The organism is Lutibacter sp. (assembly GCF_046055765.1).
In the GTDB taxonomy this organism is placed as follows: Bacteria; Bacteroidota; Bacteroidia; order Flavobacteriales; family Flavobacteriaceae; genus Lutibacter.
Genome location: NZ_JASFZF010000061.1, coordinates 1 through 26,133 on the forward strand (window position 1 = coordinate 1; position 26,133 = coordinate 26,133).

Annotated in this window: 23 protein-coding genes; 4 read left to right on the forward strand and 19 right to left on the reverse strand. The window is 28.5% G+C overall.

Annotation, left to right across the window (positions count from 1 at the left end; translation table 11 throughout):
- Positions 1 to 258, reverse strand: a 258-nt coding sequence (locus QM495_RS06505) for a hypothetical protein (RefSeq protein ID WP_408671302.1), incomplete at its 3' end; no start/stop codon positions are given.
- Positions 259 to 321: 63 nt separating this feature from the next.
- Here QM495_RS06505 and QM495_RS06510 point away from each other — a divergent pair.
- Positions 322 to 837, forward strand: coding sequence for a CvpA family protein (locus QM495_RS06510; RefSeq protein ID WP_408671303.1), 516 nt, complete (start codon positions 322 to 324; stop codon positions 835 to 837).
- A 109-nt stretch (positions 838 to 946) separates the two neighbouring features.
- Positions 947 to 2,026, forward strand: coding sequence for a TlpA family protein disulfide reductase (locus tag QM495_RS06515; protein WP_408671304.1), 1,080 nt, complete (start codon positions 947 to 949; stop codon positions 2,024 to 2,026).
- On the opposite strand, the gene QM495_RS06520 is transcribed toward QM495_RS06515, so the two are convergent.
- The 8 genes from QM495_RS06520 to QM495_RS06555 form a co-directional block, all read right to left on the reverse strand.
- Positions 2,023 to 2,775 (reverse strand): tetratricopeptide repeat protein, encoded by a 753-nt coding sequence (locus QM495_RS06520; RefSeq protein ID WP_408671305.1) that lies wholly within the window; start codon positions 2,773 to 2,775, stop codon positions 2,023 to 2,025. The two genes, QM495_RS06515 and QM495_RS06520, sit on opposite strands and share 4 nt — an antisense overlap.
- A 1-nt stretch (position 2,776) precedes the next feature.
- A complete protein-coding gene (locus QM495_RS06525) occupies positions 2,777 to 4,543 on the reverse strand; it encodes a BatD family protein (RefSeq protein WP_408671306.1) in 1,767 nt (588 codons plus the stop codon).
- 3 nt (positions 4,544 to 4,546) lie between these two features.
- The gene (locus QM495_RS06530; protein WP_408671307.1) at positions 4,547 to 5,326 is read right to left on the reverse strand and encodes a tetratricopeptide repeat protein; all 780 of its coding nucleotides are present in this window, start codon (positions 5,324 to 5,326) and stop codon (positions 4,547 to 4,549) included.
- A complete protein-coding gene (locus tag QM495_RS06535; RefSeq protein ID WP_408671308.1) occupies positions 5,327 to 6,382 on the reverse strand; it encodes a VWA domain-containing protein in 1,056 nt (351 codons plus the stop codon).
- Between the two features lie 173 nt (positions 6,383 to 6,555).
- Positions 6,556 to 7,560: a vWA domain-containing protein gene (locus tag QM495_RS06540; protein WP_408671309.1), complete on the reverse strand. Its 1,005-nt coding sequence runs from the start codon at positions 7,558 to 7,560 to the stop codon at positions 6,556 to 6,558.
- Positions 7,561 to 7,563: 3 nt separating this feature from the next.
- Positions 7,564 to 9,153, reverse strand: coding sequence for a hypothetical protein (locus QM495_RS06545; protein ID WP_408671310.1), 1,590 nt, complete (start codon positions 9,151 to 9,153; stop codon positions 7,564 to 7,566).
- Positions 9,154 to 9,186: 33 nt separating this feature from the next.
- On the reverse strand, positions 9,187 to 10,059 hold the full coding sequence (locus QM495_RS06550; protein ID WP_408671311.1) for a DUF58 domain-containing protein: 873 nt from the start codon (positions 10,057 to 10,059) through the stop codon (positions 9,187 to 9,189).
- Positions 10,060 to 10,146: 87 nt separating this feature from the next.
- Complete coding sequence (locus QM495_RS06555) at positions 10,147 to 11,154, reverse strand: AAA family ATPase (RefSeq protein WP_408671312.1); 1,008 nt, start codon at positions 11,152 to 11,154, stop codon at positions 10,147 to 10,149.
- A gap of 403 nt (positions 11,155 to 11,557) precedes the next feature.
- Between QM495_RS06555 and QM495_RS06560 the strand changes: the two genes are divergently transcribed.
- Positions 11,558 to 14,194 carry a TonB-dependent receptor gene (locus QM495_RS06560; protein WP_408671313.1) on the forward strand — a complete coding sequence of 879 codons (2,637 nt, stop codon included), beginning with the start codon at positions 11,558 to 11,560 and terminating at the stop codon, positions 14,192 to 14,194.
- A gap of 32 nt (positions 14,195 to 14,226) precedes the next feature.
- Here the strand turns inward: QM495_RS06560 and QM495_RS06565 are convergent, their stop codons facing one another.
- From QM495_RS06565 to QM495_RS06610, 10 genes are all read right to left on the reverse strand, one after another.
- Positions 14,227 to 14,994, reverse strand: coding sequence for a UDP-2,3-diacylglucosamine diphosphatase (locus tag QM495_RS06565; protein ID WP_408671314.1), 768 nt, complete (start codon positions 14,992 to 14,994; stop codon positions 14,227 to 14,229).
- Between the two features lie 39 nt (positions 14,995 to 15,033).
- Positions 15,034 to 16,662, reverse strand: coding sequence for a S41 family peptidase (locus QM495_RS06570; RefSeq protein ID WP_408671315.1), 1,629 nt, complete (start codon positions 16,660 to 16,662; stop codon positions 15,034 to 15,036).
- Positions 16,663 to 16,664: 2 nt separating this feature from the next.
- Positions 16,665 to 17,081 carry a deoxycytidylate deaminase gene (locus QM495_RS06575; protein ID WP_408671316.1) on the reverse strand — a complete coding sequence of 139 codons (417 nt, stop codon included), beginning with the start codon at positions 17,079 to 17,081 and terminating at the stop codon, positions 16,665 to 16,667.
- A 55-nt stretch (positions 17,082 to 17,136) separates the two neighbouring features.
- A complete protein-coding gene (locus QM495_RS06580; RefSeq protein WP_408671317.1) occupies positions 17,137 to 17,721 on the reverse strand; it encodes a HupE/UreJ family protein in 585 nt (194 codons plus the stop codon).
- A gap of 53 nt (positions 17,722 to 17,774) precedes the next feature.
- Positions 17,775 to 19,262, reverse strand: coding sequence for an aminotransferase class V-fold PLP-dependent enzyme (locus QM495_RS06585; protein WP_408671318.1), 1,488 nt, complete (start codon positions 19,260 to 19,262; stop codon positions 17,775 to 17,777).
- A gap of 32 nt (positions 19,263 to 19,294) precedes the next feature.
- A complete protein-coding gene (locus tag QM495_RS06590; protein ID WP_408671319.1) occupies positions 19,295 to 21,292 on the reverse strand; it encodes a cytochrome c biogenesis protein CcdA in 1,998 nt (665 codons plus the stop codon).
- 333 nt (positions 21,293 to 21,625) lie between these two features.
- Entirely contained in the window at positions 21,626 to 22,303 is a 678-nt protein-coding gene (locus tag QM495_RS06595; protein WP_408671320.1) for a response regulator, read from the reverse strand.
- A 10-nt stretch (positions 22,304 to 22,313) separates the two neighbouring features.
- Positions 22,314 to 24,353: a tetratricopeptide repeat protein gene (locus tag QM495_RS06600; RefSeq protein WP_408671321.1), complete on the reverse strand. Its 2,040-nt coding sequence runs from the start codon at positions 24,351 to 24,353 to the stop codon at positions 22,314 to 22,316.
- A gap of 102 nt (positions 24,354 to 24,455) precedes the next feature.
- Positions 24,456 to 24,635, reverse strand: a complete 180-nt coding sequence (locus QM495_RS06605) for a hypothetical protein (RefSeq protein ID WP_408671322.1) — start codon at positions 24,633 to 24,635, stop codon at positions 24,456 to 24,458.
- A 219-nt stretch (positions 24,636 to 24,854) separates the two neighbouring features.
- Complete coding sequence (locus QM495_RS06610; RefSeq protein WP_408671323.1) at positions 24,855 to 25,580, reverse strand: LytR/AlgR family response regulator transcription factor; 726 nt, start codon at positions 25,578 to 25,580, stop codon at positions 24,855 to 24,857.
- 224 nt (positions 25,581 to 25,804) lie between these two features.
- Between QM495_RS06610 and QM495_RS06615 the strand changes: the two genes are divergently transcribed.
- Entirely contained in the window at positions 25,805 to 26,002 is a 198-nt protein-coding gene (locus QM495_RS06615) for a hypothetical protein (RefSeq protein WP_408671324.1), read from the forward strand.
- The last annotated feature ends 131 nt before the right edge of the window (positions 26,003 to 26,133 follow it).

The window sequence follows — 26,133 nt, forward strand, 5'->3', positions numbered from 1 at the left end:
TTTATAATGAGGCCAACCTTCTTCATCAAAAAAATCAAACTCATAATACCCAAATGGTTCCAATAATCTACAAATCGCAATGTGCATTAAATTTATCTTATCATCTTTCTTATATTCAATAGTCCCTTTTCCTAATTCCTGTACGCCAATTAAATAAATAATAGCATCTAAATTAAGTTGTTCTCCTTCCCCAAACTTTGTGGTTAAAACCTGAAGAACAAGTTCGTAATCTTCTTTTAATTTTTGATCTCTTGACATTTGAATATTTTAGTTAGCTGCAAATATACAAATCGATTCATGTATATTTACAAAAACTATTATATGAATACTTTTGATGTTATAATTGCAGCTCTTTTAATTTTTGGGTTTATTAGAGGTTTGTTAAAAGGTTTGTTTGTTGAAGTTGCTTCTTTAATAGCATTAATTGCCGGTGTTTACGGTGCCATCCATTTTTCGTATTTTGTTGGAGATTTATTAGTTGAAAAAGTTTCTTGGGACGAGCGTTATATTACAATTGTTTCATTTGCAATTACATTTGCAATTATTGTTTTAGTAATTGCTTTGCTTGGTAAAATGCTTACAAAAATGGCTAATTTTGCCGCTTTAGGTTTGTTAAATAAAATACTGGGTGGTGTTTTTGGAGCACTTAAAATTGGCTTCATATTAAGCATTATTTTGTTAGTATTTACTAAATTAAACAATACTATTCCTTTTATTTCTGATGAGCATAAAGAAGAGTCTATTTTATATGAACCTGTTAAAAACTTAGCTCCTACACTTTTTCCTAATTTTTTAAAAATTGCGGAAGAAGAATCTGAAAAAATTATTTCTGAATAACTTATACTATCTGATTTTTGTTAGGAAATTGAAAAACTAACGTCAAAACTGAAACTTAATTTAAATTTTTATGCTTTTAAAAAATAGTTTTTTTATTACTATAATTAGTGTGATACTCCTAACTAGTTGCACTTCAAAAAAACCAAATTCATTTAGTATTTCGGGAAAAATTGACAGTTTAAATACTAATTTTATTGTACTTTCTAAAATTGATAATCTTCAAAAAAAATCAACAATAATTATTGACACTTTAAAAGTTAATATTAAGGGAGTGTTTAATTCAGTCTATTTTTTAGAACCTAATATTTATAACTTAACTTTTGATAAAAAAACGATTCAACTAGCAATTGATAAAGGTCAAAATATTACAATTAATGGAACCTCAACTACTAATTTAAATGTAACTGGTTCTTTTGACACTCAACTGTTAAATGCGTATGAGTTATTTAGAAAAGAATCACTAAACAGATTGGTAACCTCTGTTCGGATTGAAATTAAATCGCTTCAAAAAGATACTATTAATCATATTAAAATAAACACGTTAAGAGAGCTTGAAGTAACAAACTACAAAAAGCATCAAGATGAACTAATTGATTTTGTAAAAGAAAATATGGGAACTTCAATAGCTATTTATGCAACTTCATTACGTTGGAACGGTGATAGAAATTTATCTTTTTTACAAGAATTAATTTCAAATTTTGAAGAAGAACATCCAAATTTAGAGGTCACTCAAAAACTTAAAAATAAACTTTTATTACTTAAAAAAACAAGTGTTGGAAGTACAATTACTAACATTAAAATGCCTAATTCACAACATAAAATAGTAAATTTAGATTCAGTTAAAGGGAAATATACTTTAATTGATTTTTGGGCTAGTTGGTGTCCGCCTTGCAGAACAGAAAGTGTGCTACTTAACGAATTATATACCTCTTATAACTCTAAAGGATTTGAAATTTATGGAATCTCTTTAGACTCAAAAAAAGAGCGTTGGTTAAAAGCATTAAAACAAGATAATCGAATATGGACTGAAGTTTCAACTTTAGAAGGGTTTAACACTGCAATTTCTCAAGAATATGGAATTACTTCATTACCAACAAATTTTTTAATTAATGCAAGTGGAGAAATTATTGCTGTAAATATTCACGGAAAAGAGCTAAAAGAAAAAATAATGGAACTTTTATCTAACTAAATTTCTTTTAAATCGTCGGCGTAAATCCAACCAACTTTTCCATCAGCTATTTTAATTTTTTTCCAATTATCTAACTCATCTAAAACAATAACTTTAGTACCTTCATGAAGTTCAAAAACTTCTTCACTGCTTGTTGACGGAGCATTTTTTATTTCAACCCTTGCAACAAAAATAATAGCGGTTCGGTCCTTTTGCACTGTTTTGTAGTTCTGAAATGCAAAAAATACTGTAATTATTAATACAAATACAGTAAAAATGGAGGTATTGAAGTAAAACAACTTCTTTTTAGATGAAAACGAAAAATGATACAGCAAAAATAAAATCGATGCTAAAAAAGATGCTACAACAGCTATTATAGCCCAAGTATCAAAAGGTAATTTTTGAATTACGCTTGTAGAAAATCGTTGTAAAAAAGTTTTAGGTAAATCTTCAATTACATCAATTGTCATACGTTTGGCAAATGCTAAATTAATAGATGCATCTTCATGTCTTGGATTTATCTTTAAAGCCTTTTCATAATAGTAAATTGAAGGTGCTACTTTATTTAATTTATAGTAACAATTTCCTAAATTAAAAAAAAGATTATCTGATATTAAATCTTGTTTTTCAATGCTTGAATACAACTCGATAGCTTTCGTATATTTTCCTGTTTGATATAATTTATTTGCTTTAGAAAATAATTCATCTGCTGTTTGTGAAACAGCAACCAAACTAATAAATAATGCTATGGTAAATAATATATTTTTCATATTACAAGTATTTATCAATTTTAGCAATTATATTTTTCGCCTTTTCAAAATCTTGATTCATCATTACATTTGTTGTTGGTGTATAACGTGCAAAATCACAATTGTTTAATACGGCAACAAACTCTTCTATTGTTGATACCTCAACACTTTTACGCTGCAAAATTTCTGTAATTCGCTCCTGGGAAATCTCTGAAGTTTCAATACGAAGCTTCGCTTTTAAGAAATTATGCAATGCTCTTTCTAACGCAATATAAAACGCTTCTTGATTTCCTAATTGTTTTTTTGCTGCAGATAAATATTTACGCGCTAGTTTATCGGCTTTTCTAATCTTGTTACCAAACACATCTCCAGCTCTTTTCGCGCGTCTATTCCCAATTATAATTCCAATTGGAATAGCTAAAAACGGTACTAATAATAATAAATAAAACAATATTGAATTTAAAAATTCTTCTTCAATTTTAGGTTTTAAAGTGGTGTTTAAAGCAATGAACCTAAAATTATTATCGTTAGAAATTACCTGTTGTTTTTGGGTAATATTTGTAGTATTATTTGCTGAAGGTACTTCTTTTCCTTCCGTAACATCAACAATAATAGCTTCAGAAGTTATTGATTTATATTTTTTTTCTTTCGTATTAAAATAAGAAAATGCTACTTCAGGAATTTTATATTTTCCTTTAAATTGTGGAACTACGGTGTATGTGTCTGAAATACTTCCTCTTAAACCATTTAATGATGTTGAAACTTGCTCTTTATGTTCTGGCGTGTACACTTCTAATTCTACAGGAGTGGTTATTTTAGGTATTTCAAATAATTTTAAATTCCCTCTACCTGAAATTTCAACTTTAATTTGAGCAGCATCATTTGCTTTTAACACCTTTTTATTGGCTAATACTTTAAAGTCAAATTCACCAACGGCTCCTGAAAAATCTATTGGTTTTCCTTCTTCTGGTAATGCCTTTACGGTCACATTTCTTACGGTTGATTTGGTTGAATAATTAATATTTCTAGTAATCATATTTCCAAAAAAATCACCCCTTCCTGTTGGAATTCCTAAAGAAAAATCCATTTCAATAGGTTCAATTTTTAATTTACCTGAACGCTGTGGAATTAAAACGGCCTTTTTAAGTATAACGTATCTATAGTTTTCACCATTGTACTTTCCTCTTTTGAAGTTTACATCTTTTACTACAATATCTTGATTCCAAAAACCTTTATATTGAGGAGATTCTGTAATTCGTGAGCCATTTAAATTTATATTTTCACTTACAAATAATTTATAAACTACATAAATACCTTCACCAACATACGGTCTTAAATTTGATACTTCAGCTACCAAATGAACACTTTGTTGTGCAATATAGTTTGGATTATTAGGGTCTTTTGGAATTTCAACTTCTTTGGTAACAGTTATTTTAACTGAATTTGAAATTATAATTTCTCCTTTATATTCAATTTTTGCAGGTTCAATTGTAAACTCTCCAATTTTTTTAGGTTGAATAATATAAATATAAGCCTGTGAATAACTTACTTTACCATTTATCCAAGATTGATTCACAGATGAACTTGGGCCACCAACAATTTTAAAATTAGTAAATGAAGGTGCTACAAAATTATCTGCACCTTGCTTATTTACAGTAAATTCTATTTTAAAACGTTGATTAACGCCTAATTTATTCTTACTTACATTAGTTTTAAACTCAATTTGAGCAAAAACAACATGTGTTGTAAATAGTAAAACAGCTAGTATGTAAAGCTTCATCATTTTCATTTTTTACCAGTCTTTTTCTTGTTTTATTTTTTTACCTTTTGCTTTTTTAGCATTTAGTTTTTTTTGTGTTTTATTTTCTTCATTATTCATTGCTTCTAGCAATTGTTTTATTTGCTGTGGAGACAATTGATTTGGGCGTGGTTTTTGATTTTGTTTCTTCTCTTTCTTTTTATCCCCTTTATCATCTTTCTTATCTTTTCCCTTGTCCTTATCTTTATTTTTATCATTTTTCCTTTCTTTGTCTCCTCCTTTTTTATCTTTATTATTTTTATCGTCCTTATTATCTTTATTATTCTTTTTATTGTCCTTGTTGTCTTTATTATCTTGCTGTTGTTGTTTTAATAATTCTTGCGCCATTGCTAAATTATAACGAGTTTCATCATCTTTAGAATTATTTCTCATAGAATTTTTAAATGCTTCTACAGCTTTATCATACTGTTTTTCCTTCATAAAAGAATTCCCCATATTGTGATAAGCTTCTGCTTTACTCATTTTTTTATTGAAGGTTTTTTCAACCAATTCAAACTGACTTACAGCTTCTTTATTTCTATCTTGTTGATAAATTGCATTTCCTAAATTATAGGAAGCTGTTGGATAATTTGGTTTTTTAGACAATCCTTTTTTATAGGCAATTTCAGCCTCTTTAAATTTTAGTTTGTTGTAAAGCTCATTTCCTTCCCTTACATTTTCTCTAGCTTCACGCTCCAACTCCTTTTGATTTTTTTGCTGAGAAAAAACCAATGCTGTAATAAATAAAAATAATATAAGTATGTTATTTTTCATCTACTTGCTATTATTTAAAGGGTCCGTTTGATTAAATAAATTCAATTTTTGAATCCATTTTGTTTTCTTTTCAAGCAATAGTACATCAATTATTAAAAATAAAATTCCAAATCCTATAAACCATTGAAATTGATCTTTATAATCTGAAAATTGTTTGGATTCAAACTCGTTTTTTTCAGCTTTTGCTAATATATCTTTAATATGGTTAATTGTTTCCTGAGTTTTATTCCCGTTTATATATTTCCCTTTTCCTTCATAAGCAATGTCTTTTAAAACTTGCTCATTCATTTTGGTAATTACAACCTCTCCTTTACTATCTTTTTTATAACTAATTCCTCCACCAATATTTTTCATTGGAATTGGACCGCCTTCACTTGAACCAACACCAATAGTATAAATTTTAATTCCTTCTTTTTGCGCTTCTTGAGCTAAAGTAATGGTATTTTCTTCGTGATCTTCACCATCGGAAACTATAAATAAAAACCGATTTGTTTGCGCTTCATTATCATAATACGTAATTGCCTTTTCAATAGCTTCATTAATTGCCGTTCCTTGACTAGAAACCATATCTGGATTGGCATTTTGTAAAAACATTTTTGCAGCAGCATGGTCCGTAGTTATTGGTAATAAAGGATATGAGTTTCCTGCATAAATAATAATTCCTACTCTATCACCTCCCAAATTATCAATAATTTTTGTGATAATTTGTTTGGCTTTATCTAAACGGCTTGGCGCAATATCTTCAGCCAACATACTTTTAGAAACATCTAACGCAAAAACAATATCTACACCTTGGCGTTTTACTGTTTCTAACTTTGTCCCCATTTTAGGATTTGTTAATGAAATAATTAAAAAACCCAATGCTAAACTTACCATTGTGATTTTTAAAATTGATTTAAATGTAGATGAAGAAGGGCTCAATTTTTGAATTAAATTATAATCTGTAAATTGTTTTTGAGTTCTCTTTTTCCACCAAAGCACCAAAAAAAACAACACAAATATTACTGGAATAATTGCTAAGTATAAGAAATATGTTGGTTCTTCTATTTGATACATAATTATTGTGTAATCGTTTATTTAGTTAAATTATTTCTTGTTTATTTGTTAAACTGTTTATTGTTTTAGTTTTAACTAATCTTTTAATCTTCAAACCTTTTGTCATTCCTGCGAAGGCAGGAATCTATTTAACTGTAATTTGGATTCCTGCCTTCGCAGGAATGACACTTTTTTTAAATAAAACTTCTAAATATAGTATGTTTTAATACAATTTCAAGTAAAATTAACAAGCTTGCTAAAGCAACTAAAAATCTATATTTTTCCTGATAATTATAATATTTAAACTCTTCTATTTCGGTTTTTTCTAGCTTATTAATTTCGTTATAAATAGCTTTTAATTTAGAATTATCTGTAGCTCTAAAATATTTACCTTCTGTTTCTTTTGCTATATAACGAAGTAAATCTTCATCAATTTCAACAGGTGAACTTCTAAAAAGTAGCTTTCCTGTAGTTGGGTCTTTTGCATAAGGAAAAGATGCTGTACCATTTGTTCCTAAGCCAATTGTGTATACTTTTATTCCAAGTCCTATTGCTAATTCTGTGGCTGTTTTTGGGTCTACAAAACCTGTATTATTTACACCATCGGTTAATAAAATTATAACCTTGCTCTTGGCTTTGCTCTCTTTTAATCTATTTACGGCAGATCCTAAACCCATTCCAATGGCTGTTCCACCATCTAAATCTCCCCATTTAATTTCAGAAATAGTATTTCTAATAATTCTTTTATCACTTGTAATTGGTGTTCGTGTAAAACTTTCACCTGCATAAACTACAATTCCAATTCTATCATTTGGGCGTTGGTTTACGAATTCTGTGGCAACAATTTTTAAAGCCTCTAAACGATTTGGTTTTAAATCGCGCGCTAACATACTTGCTGAAACGTCAATTGCCATTACTATATCAATTCCTTTATTTGTTTTGGTTCGTTTACTCACTTCAACATTTCTTGGCCTTGCTAAAGCAACTATTAATAAAGTTAAGGCTAGTAATCTTAAAACATATAATAATGGTTTTAATTTAGCAAGTTTCGAAGGTTTTACTTCAAACCCTTTTGTACTTGCAATGGTTAATGTTGCACTATCACTGTTTCTAATTAAAAAATACCATACTGCTAATAATGGTATTAATATTAATAACCATAAAAACTGCGGATTTAAAAATTCAAAATTCTGTAACATAATTTACGGGTTTAAAGAAATTGATGTTACTATTCTTTCATTCACTTCCTCTGCATTTTTATCTGAAGCTAATTGTGTTATAATTACCTGACGAATATTTTTAGTGTCTGCAAAAAACAATAAGGTTAATATATTACTATTCATTTCTTGAGTTACTGGGTTTTTCAATTCGTAATTAGCAGTTACAATTCTACCTTCAATACCATTATTAATTCTTATTTCTTGATATAGGTTTGTAAAAGTTGTTCCAACTTTTTGTGCTATTTGTTGTAATGTGGATTTAATACCTGCGTTAAAATCAAAATTTTCTAACTCATTTACAAAGCTGGTAGAAGTTACTTCAACATAAAAATTACTAATTAAGCTACCATAATTATAAGTTGTAACATCTTCAATAATTGGTTTTAAATTATCTGGAATTTCAACCGATTGTACTTGTAGTATTTCAGGTGTTTCAATACTTATTGCGGGATAACCATAAGACGATGTGTACCACTGTTTATCTTTCATTTCTGAAGTAATATTTCCAATAAACTTGTCTTTTATATAGCTATATCCAAAATACCCTGCTGTTCCAATACCGATTATAAAAACAGCTATAAAAATTAAAATGTACTTTATTAAATTACTTTTCTTTTTAGGAGCAATTTCAACAAATACTTCATCATTTACATTCTTGTTTTTTTCTTTAACTTCGTTTATATGAACAGCGTGTTGTGTGTTTTTAAGTATATCTTCAACAATAGTTCTATCGTTTCTAATCTCATCAATAATTGGTTTAGATTTAGCAAATTTCACCAAATCGGCACTTTGTAATACCTCTTTTAACTGCTGAATAGTTTCTTTAGATATTCCTAAATTACTAGATTCATTAAAATCGTTAATCGTTTCAATCAACTCATTTGTGGTTGATTCTAATGCCGGAATATGAACATCTTTTTCAATATAAGTTCTTACAATATCTGTAAGTTCTGAATAGTAAATTTTAATTTTATTTTGTTGTAATAATTGCTTATCGTCTAATTCTTTTAAGCGCTGTAAAGCTTCATTAATTGGAGCAATATATACTTTTGGAGCCGTATTTTTCTTTTTCTTTCTGAAAATAACATATAAAATAACGGCTACTAAAATTAAAATTGGAATTAGCCACCACAATAAATGTTTGTAGTCGTCAAAAATTTTAGGTTCCTTTTTAATAGATTTTATAGGAAACATTTTTTGTTTCAGCGTGTCAACTTTTACTGTTGCCACATGTACCAAAAGTGAATCTGTAAAAAATTGTTTATTATTAATAAGCACCAATTGTTTTGGTACTACATATTGGCCACTATCAAAACTCGTTAGTAGATATTTCTTTTCTAACCTATTTTTTATAGTGTCAATAGGAAGTGATTCTACAACCTCAACCTTTCCTAAACTATCTAATTGTAATTTTGGAAATACAACATTATTTGTTTCGTTTACTGCTATTTTATATTGAATTTGCTCTCCAATTTTAATAGTTGTAGTATCTGTTTCTACTGAAACAGGATTTTCTTGGGTAAACCCAACAAAACCAATTAAAAATAATATATAAACGACTCTTTTTTTCATTTTTCCCTATTTCAAGCTATTCAAAGCCATCATTTATCTTGCGCCTTTATTTTTAAAATAGCCTAATAATTTTTTCACATAACTTTCATCAATTCGAGTACTAATAATACCAGAACCACTATGACTAAAAGATTTTTCGAAATAATCAACCATTTCTAAATAATGTGCTTGGTAACCATTTCTAACACTTTTTGATGCAGTATTTACCAACATTGTTTTTCTAGTTTCGGCATCTAACAGGAGTACCATCCCTAAATTTGGAATTGAAACATCGTGCTTATCAAATACTCTAATTCCTGTTATATCGTGTTTTTTTCCAGCTATTTTTAATGTTTGCTCATAATTAGCATCCATAAAATCAGACAAAACAAAAACAATGGCTTTTTTCTTCATTACACCCGACAAAAATTTTAATGCTTCAGAAATATTTGTTTTGGTACTTTTAGGCTGATACTCTATCAATTCTCTAATAATTCTTAATACGTGACTTTTTCCTTTTTTTGGAGGAATAAATAGTTCAACTTCATCAGAAAATAATAGCAAACCTACTTTGTCATTATTTTGAATTGCTGAAAATGCTAATGTTGCAGCAATTTCAGTAATTGTATCTCTTTTAAATTGTTGTGTAGTTCCAAAAAATTCTGAACCACTTACATCAACTATTAACATCATAGTTAACTCACGTTCTTCTTCAAAAACCTTTACATAAGGTTCATTATAACGAGCGGTAACATTCCAATCAATTGCTCTTACATCATCTCCGTATTGATATTGGCGTACTTCAGAAAAAGTCATACCTCGTCCTTTAAACGAACTATGATATTCGCCAGAGAAAATATGATCAGACAAACGGCGTGTCTTAATCTCTATTTTTCGAACTTTTTTAAGTATTTCTTTAGTATCCAATTTTGGTTTATTTGTTGAATTGTTAAATCGTGTAATTGTAACAAGTTTAACCGATTAAACATTTAACCAATTAAACATTTAAACATTTTATGGTACTTCTACTTCATTTACAATTTTATTAATAATATCTTCTGAAGTTACATTTTCGGCTTCAGCTTCGTATGTAATTCCAATTCTGTGACGTAATACATCATGCACTACTGCACGAACATCTTCAGGAATTACATAACCTCTACGTCTAATAAAAGCATAGCATTTTGCAGCCATTGCTAAATTGATACTTCCACGAGGTGAAGCTCCAAAACTTATCAATCCTTTTAAATCTGATAAATTGTATTTATCAGGGTAACGTGTTGCAAAAATTAAGTCTAGTATATATTTTTCAATTTTCTCATCCATATATACTTCCTTCACAGCTTGTCTTGCACGGTTAATTTGTTCAATGGATGCTACTGCATTTACATTGTCATAACTCCCCTTTAAATTCTGACGCATAATTAATTGCTCTTCATTTAATTTTGGGTAATCTATAACTGTTTTTAGCATAAAACGGTCAACTTGCGCTTCAGGTAAGGGATAAGTTCCTTCTTGTTCAATCGGATTTTGAGTTGCCATTACTAAAAATGGTTCATCTAACTTAAAAGTTGTATCACCAATAGTAATTTGACGCTCTTGCATAGCTTCTAATAAAGCTGATTGTACTTTGGCTGGCGCACGGTTTATTTCATCTGCCAATACAAAATTTGCAAAAATTGGTCCTTTTTTAATGGTAAAATCGTTATCCTTTACACTATAAATCATCGTTCCAATAACATCGGCTGGCAATAAATCTGGCGTAAACTGAATTCTACTAAACTTTGCGTCAATAGCTTTAGCTAAGGTATTAATTGCAAGTGTTTTTGCTAACCCAGGGACACCTTCTAATAAAATATGGCCATTACCAAGTAAACCAATAAGTAAACGTTCAATCATATGTTTTTGACCAACAATTACTTTGTTCATTTCCATCATTAGTAAATCAACAAAAGCACTTTCTTTTTCTATCTTTTCATTGATAGCTTTAATATCTATCGAAACGTTATTTTCTTCAATCATTTTTATTGTATTTAACGGCGTGAATTTAACATACTTTATAACACAATGCAAATAGCATAAATATTTTTTTAAATCTTGTTAAAAATTGGTTAAAACTGTGAGTAAAACAATAGGTTTAATAAGATTTTAACATTAGAAAATTCTAATTAAGTAATTTATAATTCAATATTAAAAATGCATAAATTGTATTTTTATGAAAACTATACCTCAATCCATTTATAGTAATATTTAATTATATATAATTAAACCTTTTAAGTGTTTTATTGAATTTTTAATTTTATTTTTAAATAAAAATTAAATTTTTCGTTATATAAAACCTTTTTATTTAACAATAAGCAAATGGATAAATTAGGATAATTTTAACATTTTTTTAATATTTGCCAACTATTTAAATTTTAACTAAATGAAAAAATCATTACAATTTTTTACGTTATTACTATTTATACCTATTTTAACTTGGTCCCAGACTACAGTTTCTGGTAAAGTAGTAAACTCAAAAGGCGAAGGTATTCCTTTTGTTTCAGTTTTAGAAGATGGAACTTCTAATGGCACAACATCTGATACAGATGGAAATTTTCAATTAAAAATTTCAAAATTACCTACCAATTTAAAAGCTAGTTTTATTGGCTTTAAAACACAAAAATTACACATAACTACAAGCAGCAATATTATAATTTCTTTAGCTGAAGAAAGTGTTGGTTTAGATGAAGTTATTGTAACAGGAAACAGAGCAAAGCCTCGTACAGTTTTAGATTCTCCTGTGCCAATTGATAATATTGGTGTGAGTGAATTAAAATCGAGTGGGCAAACAAGTATTGATCAAATGTTGACATACAAAGTCCCATCTTACAATTCATCTAACCAGACTATTTCTGATGCAACTGCGCATTTTGATCCAGCTGACTTAAGAGGTTTAGGCCCTAGTAGAACACTAGTACTGGTAAATGGTAAACGTAAAAACCAAAGTGCTTTAGTGTATATTAATGATACTCCTGGAAAAGGTGAAGTTGGTACAGATATGAAAAGTATTCCAACTGCCGCCATTGAAAGAATTGAAGTTCTAAGAGATGGAGCTTCTGCACAATATGGTTCTGATGCAATTGCAGGTGTAATTAACATTATCTTAAAGAAAAATGTTGAATACACTACTTTAAACCTTAATTCAGGAATCACAACTGAAGGAGATGGTTTTAATATTGGAGCTGATGTAAATTCAACTTTAACCTTAGGTGAAAATGGTGGTTATGCAAACTTTACATTAGCATATTACAAGCAAGAATATACAAACAGGGCTGGAGAACCTGGTGGTGATGGATTATTTGGTGTTATTTTTGGAGATGATGCAATTTTAAACGGAACACTTCCTTGGTTACAAGAAAACCCTGATATGGGAATGACTGTTGGTCAGCCAGAAATGGAAAAAGGTGAGCTTTTTTACAATATGGCACTTCCTTTTAAAAATAATGCAGCTGAATTTTACTCATTTGGAGGCTTAAACACTCGTAAAGGGACTAGTTTTGCATTATATAGAACTCCATACTGGGTTCCAGATCCTTTCAATTTATTGCATGATTCCGGAACAGAATACCAAGGGTTTCAGCCTACATTTGAGACTGATATAACAGACTTTATGAATAGTATTGGTTTAAAATTTGATTTATTCGGATTTAACGCAGATTTAAGTGGAACTTTTGGTATCAACTCTGTTGATTACACTATTGGAAATACTTTAAACCCTGATTTAGGTGCTGCAAGCCCAACTAATTTTAACGCAGGTGGATATTCTTTTAGTAACTTAATTGCAAATTTTGATTTAAGTAAAAACTATGGAGATATAAGTATTTCTTTGGGAGCAGAAGCGAGAAAAGAAGTATTTAAAGCTGATGCTGGTGAGCCAGATTCTTATTTTGGAGGTGGAGCACAATCTTTTCCAGGTATTCAACCAGCAAATGCCGTAAATGAAGACAGAACCAATTTTGGTGTATACGCTGGTCTTGATTGGGATGCTTCTAAAGATTTCTTAGTTGGTGGAGCTGTACGTTATGAAGATTTTTCTGATTTTGGAAGTAACTCTTCATGGAAAATAAGTTCACGTTATAAATTAGGAAATAAAGGCGCTTTACGTGCTTCTTATGGGACGGGTTTTAGAGCTCCTTCTTTACATCAAATATACTTAAGTAATATTCAAACATTGGTTTCTGGTGGAACTATTTCTAATCAAGGAACTTTTAACAATGTAGACCCAGTAATTCGCGATGGTTTAGGTGTACCTCAATTACATGCTGAAACTTCTAAAAACCTTTCAGCTGGTTTTACTTTTAAACCAGCTAAAAACTTCTTATTCTCATTAGATTTCTATAAAATTGATGTTGATGATAGAGTTTTATTTACTGGTGAAGTTGGATTTGACGGAGACGATAATACAATAAACCCTGTTGAACAAATTTTAAATGATTACAGTGTTACAAGTATTAAGTTTTTTATTAATGCTGTAAATACTGAAACTACTGGTGCTGACTTTATGGCTAGTTATTCAAATATTGAAGTTGGTAGTGGAACATTAGGTATTCATTTTGCTGGAAATTTTAATAACATAAAAATAGTAGGTCAAATTGCAACACCTCAAGTTTTAGCTGATAACGGCTACGATATCTTTAACCGAAAAGAGCAAGCTAGAATTACAGATTCAAGACCAAAAACTAAAATTATATTAGGTTTTGATTATGATTTAGATAAATTTAGCGCACAATTAAATAACACTTATTTTGGTGAAGTTACTTGGCAACATGCAAGTGATCCCTCTAAAGATCAAACATTTGATGGTAAAGTTGTTACAGACTTAAACTTTGGATATGATTTTTCTGAAAAAGTAGCTGTTAGTTTATCTATAAATAATTTATTAAATGTATATCCTGATGCTATTGATACTAAAGGTGATTTTGTTACTGACCTTGGTGGACGTTTCAAATATCCTTGGGAAGTAAATCAATTTGGATTTAATGGTACCATTTTAAAAGCAGGTATTAGCTATAAATTCTAAAATAAAGTACCAAATTTCACATAAAAAGGAGGCTAATTAGCCTCCTTTTTATGTGAAATTCTTTTTAAGAATAATTCTTCTCCGTTAAATTCAGCATACGTGAAATGGGTAATCCAATCACCCGTATTAATATATTTTGAATTCTCAGAAATTAAAATTTCAAGTGGTAAGTGACGATGCCCAAATACAAAAAAATTGTAGTGTTTTTCTAACAGTTTCTTTTTACAATATTGTACCAACCATTCATTTTTATCACCTAAAAATTTCACATCCTCTTCACCTGAAATTAATTTGTTTTTTACCGATAAATATTGTGCTAAACGTATTCCAATATCAGGATGTAACCATCTATACAACCATTTTGAAATTGGGCTGGTAAATACTTTTTTCATTCGTTTATACCCTTTATCACCAGGTCCTAAACCATCTCCATGACCTATTAAAAAAGTTTTATTATTAAATACAAATTCTTTTGGTTTATGATATACAGGAATATTTAATTCTGTTTCAAAATAATCTCGCATCCAAAGATCGTGATTACCCACAAAAAAGTGAATTTGAATTCCACCATCTCTTAATTCTGCTAATTTCCCTAAAACACGAACAAATCCTTTAGGTACTGCTTTTTTATATTCAAACCAAAAATCGAATAAATCACCTAATAAAAAAATGACTTTAGCATCGTTTTTTATAGAATCTAACCAACTTACAAACTTTTGCTCACGAATTTTACTTTGTTGAATTGTAGGCGCACCAAAATGCTGATCTGAAGCAAAGTATATTTTTTTGTTGGTTGTCAAAATTTGTACGAATTAAGTGATTAAAGATATGTATTCCTTCTAATTTTTACCAGCTTCTAATTCTAACACTTTTAAAATCATTGGATCTCTTTTGTTGGTAATCATAAAATAACCTGTTTCTTGAAACAAACTACGAGCAATAAGAGCTTTTAGGTAAATTTTTAAATTTTCTCTTTCTTTTGGGTAAATTGGTGAATTTAAATCTAATTGATTAATATATTCCTTAAAAACTATATTATCATTATCAAATTCTTCAACAAAATCATTCAGCTCCCACTTACTCATTTCTGTTCTATGAGTATCAATATATTTAAACACAAAATTGTTTAATTTACTATATAATCTAGTACTGTAGGTATTTGCAGTGTCAATAGCCACAAAAACATCAGGAATTATACCTCCACCACCATAAACAACTTTTCCTTTTGGTGTCGTGTATTTTAAATGACCATCAACTTTTATACTGTCCTTATAAATTAATTCACCATTATGAATTCTCTCCACATAATCGTTATTATATTTCTTAGTGTCTTTGTTATTGTAAGGTTTTTGAATAGATCTACCTGTTGGAGTATAATAACGAGATGTTGTTAACCGAACTGCTGATCCATCTCCTAAATCCATTTCTCGTTGCACTAACCCTTTTCCAAAAGAACGACGACCAACAATAATGCCTTTATCATTATCTTGAAGTGCGCCAGCCACTATTTCACTAGCTGAAGCCGAGTTTTGATCAATTAAAACATATACTTTCCCATTTTCAAAATCACCATTGCTCGTTGCATAATATCTATCTACTTCACCTGTTTTATTTTTAGTAAAAACAATTAATTTTCCATCTTCTAAAAACTCATCAATAATACTATTTGCAATATCCATAAAGCCTCCTGGATTACCTCTTAAATCAAGCACCAAGGAATTCATTCCTTTGGAAATTAATTCATCTAAACCCTTTTTAAATTCATTATAAGTGGTTCTTGCAAATCTATCAATATTAATATATCCTAAAGTTTCATTTATCATATAATAAGATGAAACACTTTTTATTGAAACTTCACCTCGTATTATTGGTATTTCTATAATTTCATTGCTCGATCGTCTATAAATATCAATATTAACTGTAGTTTCAGGTTCTCCTTTTAGCGAATTCATTACTGCATCACTAATTTTCCTACCACCCAAAATGGTTCCTATTTCTTTATCGTTAAGTTGCGCTTTGCTAACTATACTTTTTCCAAATAATGTATCTTTATTAGCAACTATAATTCGATCTCCTGCTTTAATCCCTGCTTTTTCACTTGGACCACCTTCCAAAACACTTGTTACAACTACAGAATCTTCATGCATTAAAAAAGCCACCCCAATTCCAACAAATTTACCTTGCATGCTTTCAGTAACTCGCTTTAATTCTTCTTTTGGAATATAAACCGAATGAGGATCTAACTTTATCAACATATTAGTAATAGCACCATCTAATAAACTATCCGTATCTACTTTATCTACATAGTCATATTGTATATAGTTAATCAATTTTTTTATTTTAGCTTCGTTTGTGTTAGAACTAAATAAAACTGATTTATTTTTATAATTAAATGTACTTCCTATTAAAATACCAATAGCAATAGATATTCCTATAAAAATTGGTGTATTCGCTTTTCTTTTCGTCATTCTTATTTTTTAAGATGTGTGAGTTCTACACCTGCTTTTTTTAGAAACTCTAATCCCGAAGTGTCTTTATAAGCATTTGCATAAACTACTCTTTTAATTCCTGATTGATGTATTAATTTACTACATTCTCTACAAGGTGATAACGTTATGTATAACGTAGAATTTTTACAAGATTGTGTAGAGCCTGCAACTTTTAATATTGCATTTGCTTCTGCATGTAAAACGTACCATTTTGTAAGATTATTTTCTTCACAAGGATTTTCAAAACCTGTTGGTGTACCATTAAAACCATCAGAAATAATCATTCTATCTTTCACAATTAATGCACCTACTTGTTTCCTTTCACAATGCGATAATTTTGCCCACTCAAGCGCCATTCGCATATATGCATCATCGTATTTTTGTTGTTTATTATTCATAAATTAAAGGTAATTACTAATGTAAAAAGATTCTCACTAACTCAAAGTTAAATTTTTACCAAAAAATAGCCCCTTTTAATATTGGTAATACTATTCCAATTACAATTGATGATATTATAAGTATCCAATCTCTTTTTGAAAAACGAAAAATAGTTTGAAAAATAAACCCTGCAAATAACACGATTAAAACTATTATTATTTGTGCCATTTCTATTCCTAAAGCAAACTCTAGCAAGGGAATAAATTTATTATTTGAACTACCAACAAGCATTTTAAAATATCCTGAAAATCCTAACCCATGAATTAATCCGAAAAATAATGCGAAAAATAAATTTATATTTGTTTTGGTGTTTTTTGCAGTTCCTTTTACGTATAAAATATTTACCAATGCCGTAATAATTATAGTAACTGGAATTAAAAATTCAATCCAATTTATATTTACTGAAACTATTTTGTAAGCTGCTAAAATTAATGTTAAAGTATGACCAATTGTAAAGAATGAAATTAACCATAATACCTTTTTCCAATTTTTAAAATCATAAACAATTGCTAATGCAACTAAAAATAAAATATGGTCATAAGCATTCCAATCTAGTACATGAAAAAGACCTTGTTTTATAAAGAAAATAAAATTATCCATTAACTATTTGTTTTAATTCTTCAAATATATAAAAAACTTTATCCCAAAAAATATTACTTAAACCAATTATTTACAATATCTATTTCTATTAGTTTGGCAGTTTTATGAATAAATTCATTTTTATCACCGTTATAGGTATAATCTTCAGACCATTCTTTAATATTTTTAGCAACTTGTTTTATACTTTCACAAACGTAAAATACTTCTGTATTTGTTATTGTTGGATGAATAGACATACGAATCCAACCTGGTCTATCAATTAAACAACCTTCAGTTACTTGTTCTTCAATACCTTTCGATGTTTGTTCATCAACATGCAATAAAAAATGTCCATAAGTACCAGCGCAAGAACAACCTCCACGAGTTTGAACTCCAAATCGATCATTTAATATCTTTACTACTAAATTAAAGTGGATATCTTCAATAAAAAAAGAAAAAATCCCTAGCCTATCTTTATGCTGTCTGGCTAAAATTTTAAGGTTCGGTATGTTTGATAGTTTATCAAAAATAATCTCATTAATTTCATGTTCTCTAGCTAAAATATTTTCAACGCCCATTTGATTTTTTAACTGAATTGAAAGGGCAATTTTTATAGCTTGTAAAAAACCAGGAGTTCCACCATCTTCACGAGTTTCAATATCATCAATATAATCACGATCTCCCCAAGGGTTTGTGTAATTTACGGTTCCTCCGCCTGGATTATCAGGAACAATATTTTTATATAATTTTTTATTAAAAATTAAGACCCCTGAAGTTCCTGGACCACCTAAAAATTTGTGTGGAGAAAAGAAAATAGCATCTAAATAAGCATTTTCATTTTCGGGATGCATATCTATATTAACATACGGTGCTGAGCAGGCAAAATCAACAAAACATAAACCTCCGTGTTTATGAATGATTTCAGCTATTTTATGATATTCAGTCCTAATTCCTGTAACGTTTGAACATGCTGTTACAGAGGCTATTTTTATGGGTCTTTCTTTATATTTAACCAATAATTCTCTAAAACTATTAAAACATATTAACCCAGAATCTTGGCAAGGAATTATTTCAACATCGGCAATAGTTTCTAACCAAGAAGTTTGGTTAGAATGATGCTCCATATGCGTAATGAAAACAATAGGTTTTAATTCATCTGGAATCTTGGTGTATTCTTTTAGATTTTCTGAAACTTTCAACCCTAAAATACGTTGAAATTTGTTAATCATTCCTGTCATTCCAGTTCCAGAAGTTATTAAAACATCTTCTTCAGTTGCATTTACGTGTTCCTTAATTATATTTCTAGCTTTGTGATATGCCATGGTCATAACTGAACCCGTGATTGAAGTTTCTGTATGTGTGTTCGCTACAAAAGGCCCAAATTCATTTACTAACTTTTCTTCAATTGGGCGATACAATCTTCCACTAGCAGTCCAATCAGTATAAATAATTTTTTTTTCTCCATAAGGCGATTGAAAAGTTTTATTTATACCTACAATATGCTTTCTAAATTGTTGAAAATAAGTTTCTAACTTAGATGGTTTAGTTGAAATTGTATTCATTATTAATTTATTTTATTGTTATTCCAACTCATTTAAAAATTAAAATCAATTTTATTAAACCTCCCTATACCTTCTTTTAACCAAGCATAGTACTCTTCTACATCTGGCGTATAGGCAGCCGGGTCATTTAAATTTTCTTCATTATGATTCATTAATACGTAAAAAGGTTGTGCATTTGCGCCATATTTAATGGTTTGAAATTCACTCCACTTTTGTCCAATATATTTCAATTTTTTTCCTGGCCTTAACTTAGAATCAATTATCTCACTTTCTGCTAATTTTCTTTTATCATCAACGTATAAAGATATTAAAACCACATCGTTTTTAAGTATAGGTAGTATTTTATCTTTTACCCAAACATTTTGTTCCATTTTTCTACAATTTACGCAGGCATAGCCTGTAAAATCGAGTAATATAGGTTTATTTACTTTTTTTGCATACGCCAATCCTTTGTTATAATCATTAAAAGCCAAAATATTGTGTGGCGCCATCATATGTGCTCCATCAGGAATATCATAATGATTATCAGCTACATTAGCTCCTCCTCCAAGTTTGGTAAATCCTACGCCATAAGGAGATTCTGCATAATGTTGTGCTGGTGGAAATGCGCTTATTAAATTTAATGGTGCTCCCCATAAACCGGGAATCATATAAATAGTAAAGGACATTACAACTAATCCTAAACTCAATCTTCCTACTGAAATATGTTCTAAAGGTGAATCATGTGGTAATTGAATTTTTCCGAATAAATAAAATGCCAGTGCTCCAAAAATTGTAATCCAAATTGCTAAGAAAACTTCACGCTCTAACCAGTGTAATTGTAACACTAAATCGGCATTTGATAAAAATTTAAATGCCAATGCTAATTCTAAAAAGCCTAAAACAACTTTTACGGTATTTAACCAACCGCCTGATTTTGGTAAAGAATTTAACCAGCCAGGAAATGCTGCAAATAATGCAAATGGAATTGCCAACGCTAATGAAAACCCTAACATTCCAACTATTGGGCCAATTTGACTTCCACCAACGGCAGCTTCAACCAATAAATAACCAACAATTGGGCCTGTACAAGAAAATGAAACGATAGCTAATGCTAGTGCCATAAAAAATATTCCGATAATTCCTCCTCTATCAGCCTGAGCATCTACTTTTGTCCCCCAAGAACTTGGCAATACTATTTCAAATGCACCTAGAAACGATACTGCAAATATGACTAACAATAAGAAGAAAATAACATTAAACCAAACATTGGTTGATAGTGCATTTAAAGCATCTGCTCCAAATACAGCACTTACAATTGTTCCTAAAAGGGTGTAAATTACAATGATTGATAAACCATAAATAGTTGCATTTTTAATTCCAGCTGCTTTACTTTTACTTTGTTTGGTAAAAAAACTCACCGTCATTGGTATCATTGGAAATACACAAGGTGTTAATAAAGCCGCAAAACCAGAAAAGAATGCAATAATAAATATGGTTAATAAACTTTTATTAGACGATTTTTTATTTTTTTGGGTTTTAATTTCTTTTACTATTTCTTTTGATTTTTGTTTATTAAAATCGATAGTTTCAGGGTTTTTTTCTGAAATTTTAAAATTTAAATCAACAACTGTTGGAGGTAAACAACTTTCATCATCACACACCATAAATTCTAATTCACCAACAATAGTAGACGTTTTTTTAGAAAGTATTTTAACCCGTTGCTTAAACATTGCTTTTTCTTCGAAATATTTAATTTCCATTTGAAAAACGGCATCAAAAACTGTATGACCTTCCTCTTCTATTGTGCTTCCTACTAATTCATAATCATCATTTTTTTCAAAATTAAATGATGTAGCTATTGGCCCATTTTCTGGTACATTTTGAGAATATAAATGCCAACCTTCTTCAATAGTGGCTGTTATAATTAAATCAAATTCTGAGTCTGATATTTTATCTACAGATGTTGACCATTTTACTGGATCATAAATTTGGGAAAAACTTGAGACACTAAAAACTAATAAGAATAGAAGTAAAATTATTTTTTTCATATTAAAAGTCTGTTTCTTTTATTATAATTTGTCAAAAATAGACAATATAAGTTACTCTGTCGTTTTGGATGTACATTTCACCATATATAATGTGTTAAACTTTTCTTAATATCTTGTTCATCTATTTCTTTTATAGCAAATTTTGAAAATTTTGAAAAAAAATAGGGTTTTCCCCTACTATTATATGCTGAATCCATAAACATTGTTCAATTAGTACAAATAAGGTAACATATAATTTTTAGTAACTGCAATTTACCCTACATTTGAAGTAGCTATAAGGATAAATAAATCAGCCCCGAAGACTTTTTTTATAGCAAAAGGGTTTGTATAAAATTATATAAACCCTTTTTCTTTCGCTTTTAAAATTAACGCTCTATCATCATTCTCCTGAACATCAAAAATAGATTTTAACTGTTTTTTTCTTTTTTCTATACCTGCCATTGACATTGGGATAATATTTGGTAGCTCTTTCATTTTTGTACCAATAGACATTTCGTGCAATAATTGTCTATCAATTTTATCTAGTCTATAATCTATTGAAGTTTGTCTACGAAATAATTCTAATACAGATTTGCTATAATATGGAGAATTACCCATAACTGTTTTTATTGAAGTTACTAATTCATCCTTATTAATGTCGTTTTTTATTAAAAAACCATCAGGGTTTACATTTTTTAGAACAACTTGTATTCTATAATTATCATTAAAAGTTGTAGCAACAATTATTTTACATTCAGGTAGTAGTTCTCTAATTTTAATACCAATATCTTCACCCGATAATATTTTTCCATCAGTAGAAGGAGGTAATGAAATATCTAAAAAAACAATATCTATTCCTTTCGTTTTTGATGCTTCACTAATTTTTTGAATTGCATCGTCAGAATTATGAACTATTGTAATATTAAAATTTACATCTTTATTTTCCGCACCAATAAAATCAAAAGCACTTTTATAAGCATCTGCTATTATAGGGTGATCATCAATTATTAAAACATTATACATATTTCTCATAATTCTAAATTTATATTGAACACGATACAAAGATAGTTGTTCCTTTGTTAATTATAGAATTAACTTCAAAAACACCCTTTAATTTACTGACTCTAGATTGCATGTTTTTTAACCCAATTCCTTTTCTTTTCTCATTAATATTAAAACCAATACCATTATCTTTAATAAATAAATTTAAGGTATTATAATCTAACAATTCAAATTGAATATCTACTCTATTTGCTTTGGAATATTTAATACAGTTTTGTAAAGCTTCTTGTATAATACGGTATAAATTAATTTTTATTTTATCACTTATTTTATCCCAATAAATTTCTTTATCAGCATTCATTTCGCATTCAAAATTACCTAATGTGCTTTTTTGTTCTATTAAATTTTCAATGATTTTATAAAAGTCGACCTTTGAAGATAGAATATCACTTTTTAATTCATGAGAGATTGCTCTAATTTCTTTTTCAATATTTTGAAGCTCATCTATATAAAATTGCTGTTTTTTTGAATCATTTTCATTAACAGTTAAAAAACCTAAACCAATTCTAGTTCCAAAAATTTTCCCTAAAACTCCATCATGTAAATCTTCAGAAATTCTATGTCGTTCTTTTAAACGCCCTTCTTCTAATTTAGATTGTTGTTTTAACATTAAAGAAAAAATTTCTTCATTCGATTTTTGTTGCTCTCTTTCAAATAATAATTCCTTATTTTTTGTTCTTTGAACTTTTAAAAAATAGGCCAAAGACAGCATTAAAATAGTTAAAAAGGAACCAACTATAATTAGTACTTTTTGCTGTGATAATTTTTCTGTTTCAACAATATATTCGTCTGTTTCAAAACGAATTCTTGTGAATTTATTTCTAATTTTTCGTTCTTCAACTTGAAGACTGTCATTTAAATGAACATAATTTGATAAATAGTTACTCGCATTTAATTTATCTACTTTGGATAATAACAGTAAGGATTCTAACTTATCTCTATTATTTTCAACTTTATTTGCCAAACTTAAAGCTTCATTAGCCAATTTAACAGCTTTTAAAGTATCTCGTTTTAATGCATAAAATTCAGATAAATGCCGCTTACTAATTACAACACCTGAAAGATTATGGATACTATCTCTAATTTTAAATGCTTTATAAAGGTCTTCAATTACATTTGTACTATCTCCATCTAAAAATTTTGTGTATGCAATATTGTCAATTAATCGAGCATACAAATTAACATTTCTACTTTTTAAATTATTATTTTCTAAAGCTCTTTCGAAATTTTCAATTGATTTATGATAGTCTTTGAGCTTTTGATAAACTAGCCCTAGATTACTTAAACTTCCTTCTTTTAATATACTTTTCCTCTTATTTTTAACCTTTTCAAGATACTCAAGTGATTTATTATGATAATAAATTGCCTTATCATATTCTTCCAACTCCATATAAACTAAGCCTAAATAATTATAGCAATTATAAATGTTTAAATTTTTATTTAACTTTTTAAAAATGGTAAGCGCTTCAAAAATTAAAACTTCACTTCCTGTATAATCCTTTAAACGGCCTTGGATAAACCCCATATTATACAACATTTTAGCTGTATAATATTCATGCTTTATAAGTTTAAAATTTTTGTAAGCTTCATGGTAATGATAATAAGCACTGTCAAATACTTCACTTTTAAAATAATAAGAAGCATAATTCCAATGTGCATCTCCTATTTTAAAAGTATCCCTAAGTTTTTTGGATAAAATTAATGCTTGAAAATTCACTTTCTTAAATAAAGTAACATCATTCAAATTATCTGCTTCAAAAGCAATTTTTGAATAATACTTATTTTTAATGGAGTCTGTACTTAGTATATTGGTATAATTATACGCTTTTTGTAAAATTCTCTCTCTACTATTTACATCTAGTTTTCTGTTTTTTGATTGTTGTATCCAACGTGTAATACTATCATGTTTTACACTATTCTTATTTTTATTAAATGTTAAGTCATTCTTACAACTTAACATTAAAAATGAACAGTAGCAAAATAAATAACCAACAGCAGTATTATGGAATTTAACTTTCAAGTTTTTTAAGAATTTGTAAAACAAAACTACTAAAAAAGCCTTAAACAAAAGTTTAAGGCTTTTTTAAACTAACAATATGTTAATTGATATATTATTAATTTATTATTCTCTCGAATTATCAACAGTAGCAGTTCCATCTTCGCCAGTTGTAAAAAGGGCGTCTTGATAATTATCGGTATCTTGTGTATAAAGTGATTGGTCATCTGCTAAATCATCAGAAGTACAAGAAGTAAATGCCATAAAAAATAAAGAAAATGCGAAAATAAATTTAACTGCTTTCATAATATTGGGAGTTTTAAGAATTTAAAAAATATGTTTATAATTTGTTCTAACTTTAACTACTTATGTTATTGACTCCCTAATTTAATGGGTTAACCAATTGCAATAAATAATTATTTTATACTAAAGTACTTTAATTAAGATAGTTAACTCCCAACATACTCTTATCTTTAGTAAAACAGTACTATGTAAACGTGAAACTGTACTTTTTGAAAGGGAAACCTAATTTAAGGATTGATATGAATATTCTGATAAGTCTTTATTCATACTTTCTATGTTTCCAATATAAGTTTTGGTAAATGGTACTTCATGTCTATTTCTTTTAATAGTACAAATAAATTTACCATATTGAATTCTAGATACAAAATTTTTGTTAATGATATAACTCTTATGAATTCTGTGAAAATTATTTGGTAAAATAGCTTCAAATGTTTTAAGTGTTTTATAAGCGCTAATAATATTACCATCATTCATATAAAAATCTGTAGTATTATTGTCTGCTTTCAAGAAAAGTATTTCATCTGTTTTTAAATATTGATAATCTTTATACGATTTTAAACAAATATTTTTTCTTGATTGAGCTGGTATTTTTTTAAGCACTTTTAAAACTGATTTACGAATTTCTAGCTCTGTTAAAGGATTTAATAAAAAATCGAAAAAGCCATTTTTTATAACATCATACACCTTTTCTTTTGAAGAGGATATCGCTATAAAAACTGGAAAATCATCATTAAATAAATTTAACTCTTGTGCAAACTTAAAAGGATTTTCAATAATATTATCTATATTAAAAAAAACTAAATCTGGTGTTTCTTTTAATATAGTATTCATTGCACTGTTGTACTCGCTAGAAGCACCTATACAATTAAATTCGTAATAATCTTCTAAAACATTTTTAATGCTTTGAATTGATTGAGTGTTATTGTCTATGATAAAATAGTTACGCATAATTTTGGAGGGGACAAGTTTAATTTATACAAATTTACTAAAGTTATTAGAAAGCTTTGTATGGTTTCTCCTTACTTTTTTTACGGAAAAACCCGCATTTAATTAACTCTATTTTACTAATTTTATTATTATAATCTGGGTAAGGTTTATTTTATACAGCTATATGTTAACCCCTTATAAAATAGATAATTAACTTAGTTGTAAATTATTTTAGGTTAACAATAATGAATAAAAAACGAACTAAATATAAAAAATCAAAGACTTCTATAGACATGAAAAGAACTACAACATCGAATTCTAAAAATAATATTAATACTCCTAAAGGTTCAAAAAACAATACTTCTGAGAATAATCTTGAACAACAAAATAATCGTTATCCTAGTGATATTCAAGGTTTATTTGAACGTTTAGGAATTGAGTAAAACAAATCAATTCTAAAAAATTTATTAGTTAGAAGGAGTGTGAAATACACTTCTTTATTTTTTTAATTTACTTTTTCTAAAGTAAAAAAGCTGAAACATTAATGTTTCAGCTTTTAAGTACCTCGAGCGGG

What these genes read in the sequence shown, in the direction of transcription:
- QM495_RS06510 (WP_408671303.1), top strand. Translation starts at nt 322, where the DNA reads ATGAATACTTTTGATGTTATAATTGCAGCTCTTTTAATTTTTGGGTTT.
- QM495_RS06520 (WP_408671305.1), bottom strand. Translation starts at nt 2,775, where the DNA reads ATGAAAAATATATTATTTACCATAGCATTATTTATTAGTTTGGTTGCT.
- QM495_RS06525 (WP_408671306.1), bottom strand. Translation starts at nt 4,543, where the DNA reads ATGAAAATGATGAAGCTTTACATACTAGCTGTTTTACTATTTACAACA.
- QM495_RS06530 (WP_408671307.1), bottom strand. Translation starts at nt 5,326, where the DNA reads ATGAAAAATAACATACTTATATTATTTTTATTTATTACAGCATTGGTT.
- QM495_RS06535 (WP_408671308.1), bottom strand. Translation starts at nt 6,382, where the DNA reads ATGTATCAAATAGAAGAACCAACATATTTCTTATACTTAGCAATTATT.
- QM495_RS06540 (WP_408671309.1), bottom strand. Translation starts at nt 7,560, where the DNA reads ATGTTACAGAATTTTGAATTTTTAAATCCGCAGTTTTTATGGTTATTA.
- QM495_RS06545 (WP_408671310.1), bottom strand. Translation starts at nt 9,153, where the DNA reads ATGAAAAAAAGAGTCGTTTATATATTATTTTTAATTGGTTTTGTTGGG.
- QM495_RS06555 (WP_408671312.1), bottom strand. Translation starts at nt 11,154, where the DNA reads ATGATTGAAGAAAATAACGTTTCGATAGATATTAAAGCTATCAATGAA.
- QM495_RS06560 (WP_408671313.1), top strand. Translation starts at nt 11,558, where the DNA reads ATGAAAAAATCATTACAATTTTTTACGTTATTACTATTTATACCTATT.
- QM495_RS06570 (WP_408671315.1), bottom strand. Translation starts at nt 16,662, where the DNA reads ATGACGAAAAGAAAAGCGAATACACCAATTTTTATAGGAATATCTATT.
- QM495_RS06575 (WP_408671316.1), bottom strand. Translation starts at nt 17,081, where the DNA reads ATGAATAATAAACAACAAAAATACGATGATGCATATATGCGAATGGCG.
- QM495_RS06580 (WP_408671317.1), bottom strand. Translation starts at nt 17,721, where the DNA reads ATGGATAATTTTATTTTCTTTATAAAACAAGGTCTTTTTCATGTACTA.
- QM495_RS06585 (WP_408671318.1), bottom strand. Translation starts at nt 19,262, where the DNA reads ATGAATACAATTTCAACTAAACCATCTAAGTTAGAAACTTATTTTCAA.
- QM495_RS06590 (WP_408671319.1), bottom strand. Translation starts at nt 21,292, where the DNA reads ATGAAAAAAATAATTTTACTTCTATTCTTATTAGTTTTTAGTGTCTCA.
- QM495_RS06595 (WP_408671320.1), bottom strand. Translation starts at nt 22,303, where the DNA reads ATGAGAAATATGTATAATGTTTTAATAATTGATGATCACCCTATAATA.
- QM495_RS06605 (WP_408671322.1), bottom strand. Translation starts at nt 24,635, where the DNA reads ATGAAAGCAGTTAAATTTATTTTCGCATTTTCTTTATTTTTTATGGCA.
- QM495_RS06610 (WP_408671323.1), bottom strand. Translation starts at nt 25,580, where the DNA reads ATGCGTAACTATTTTATCATAGACAATAACACTCAATCAATTCAAAGC.
- QM495_RS06615 (WP_408671324.1), top strand. Translation starts at nt 25,805, where the DNA reads ATGAATAAAAAACGAACTAAATATAAAAAATCAAAGACTTCTATAGAC.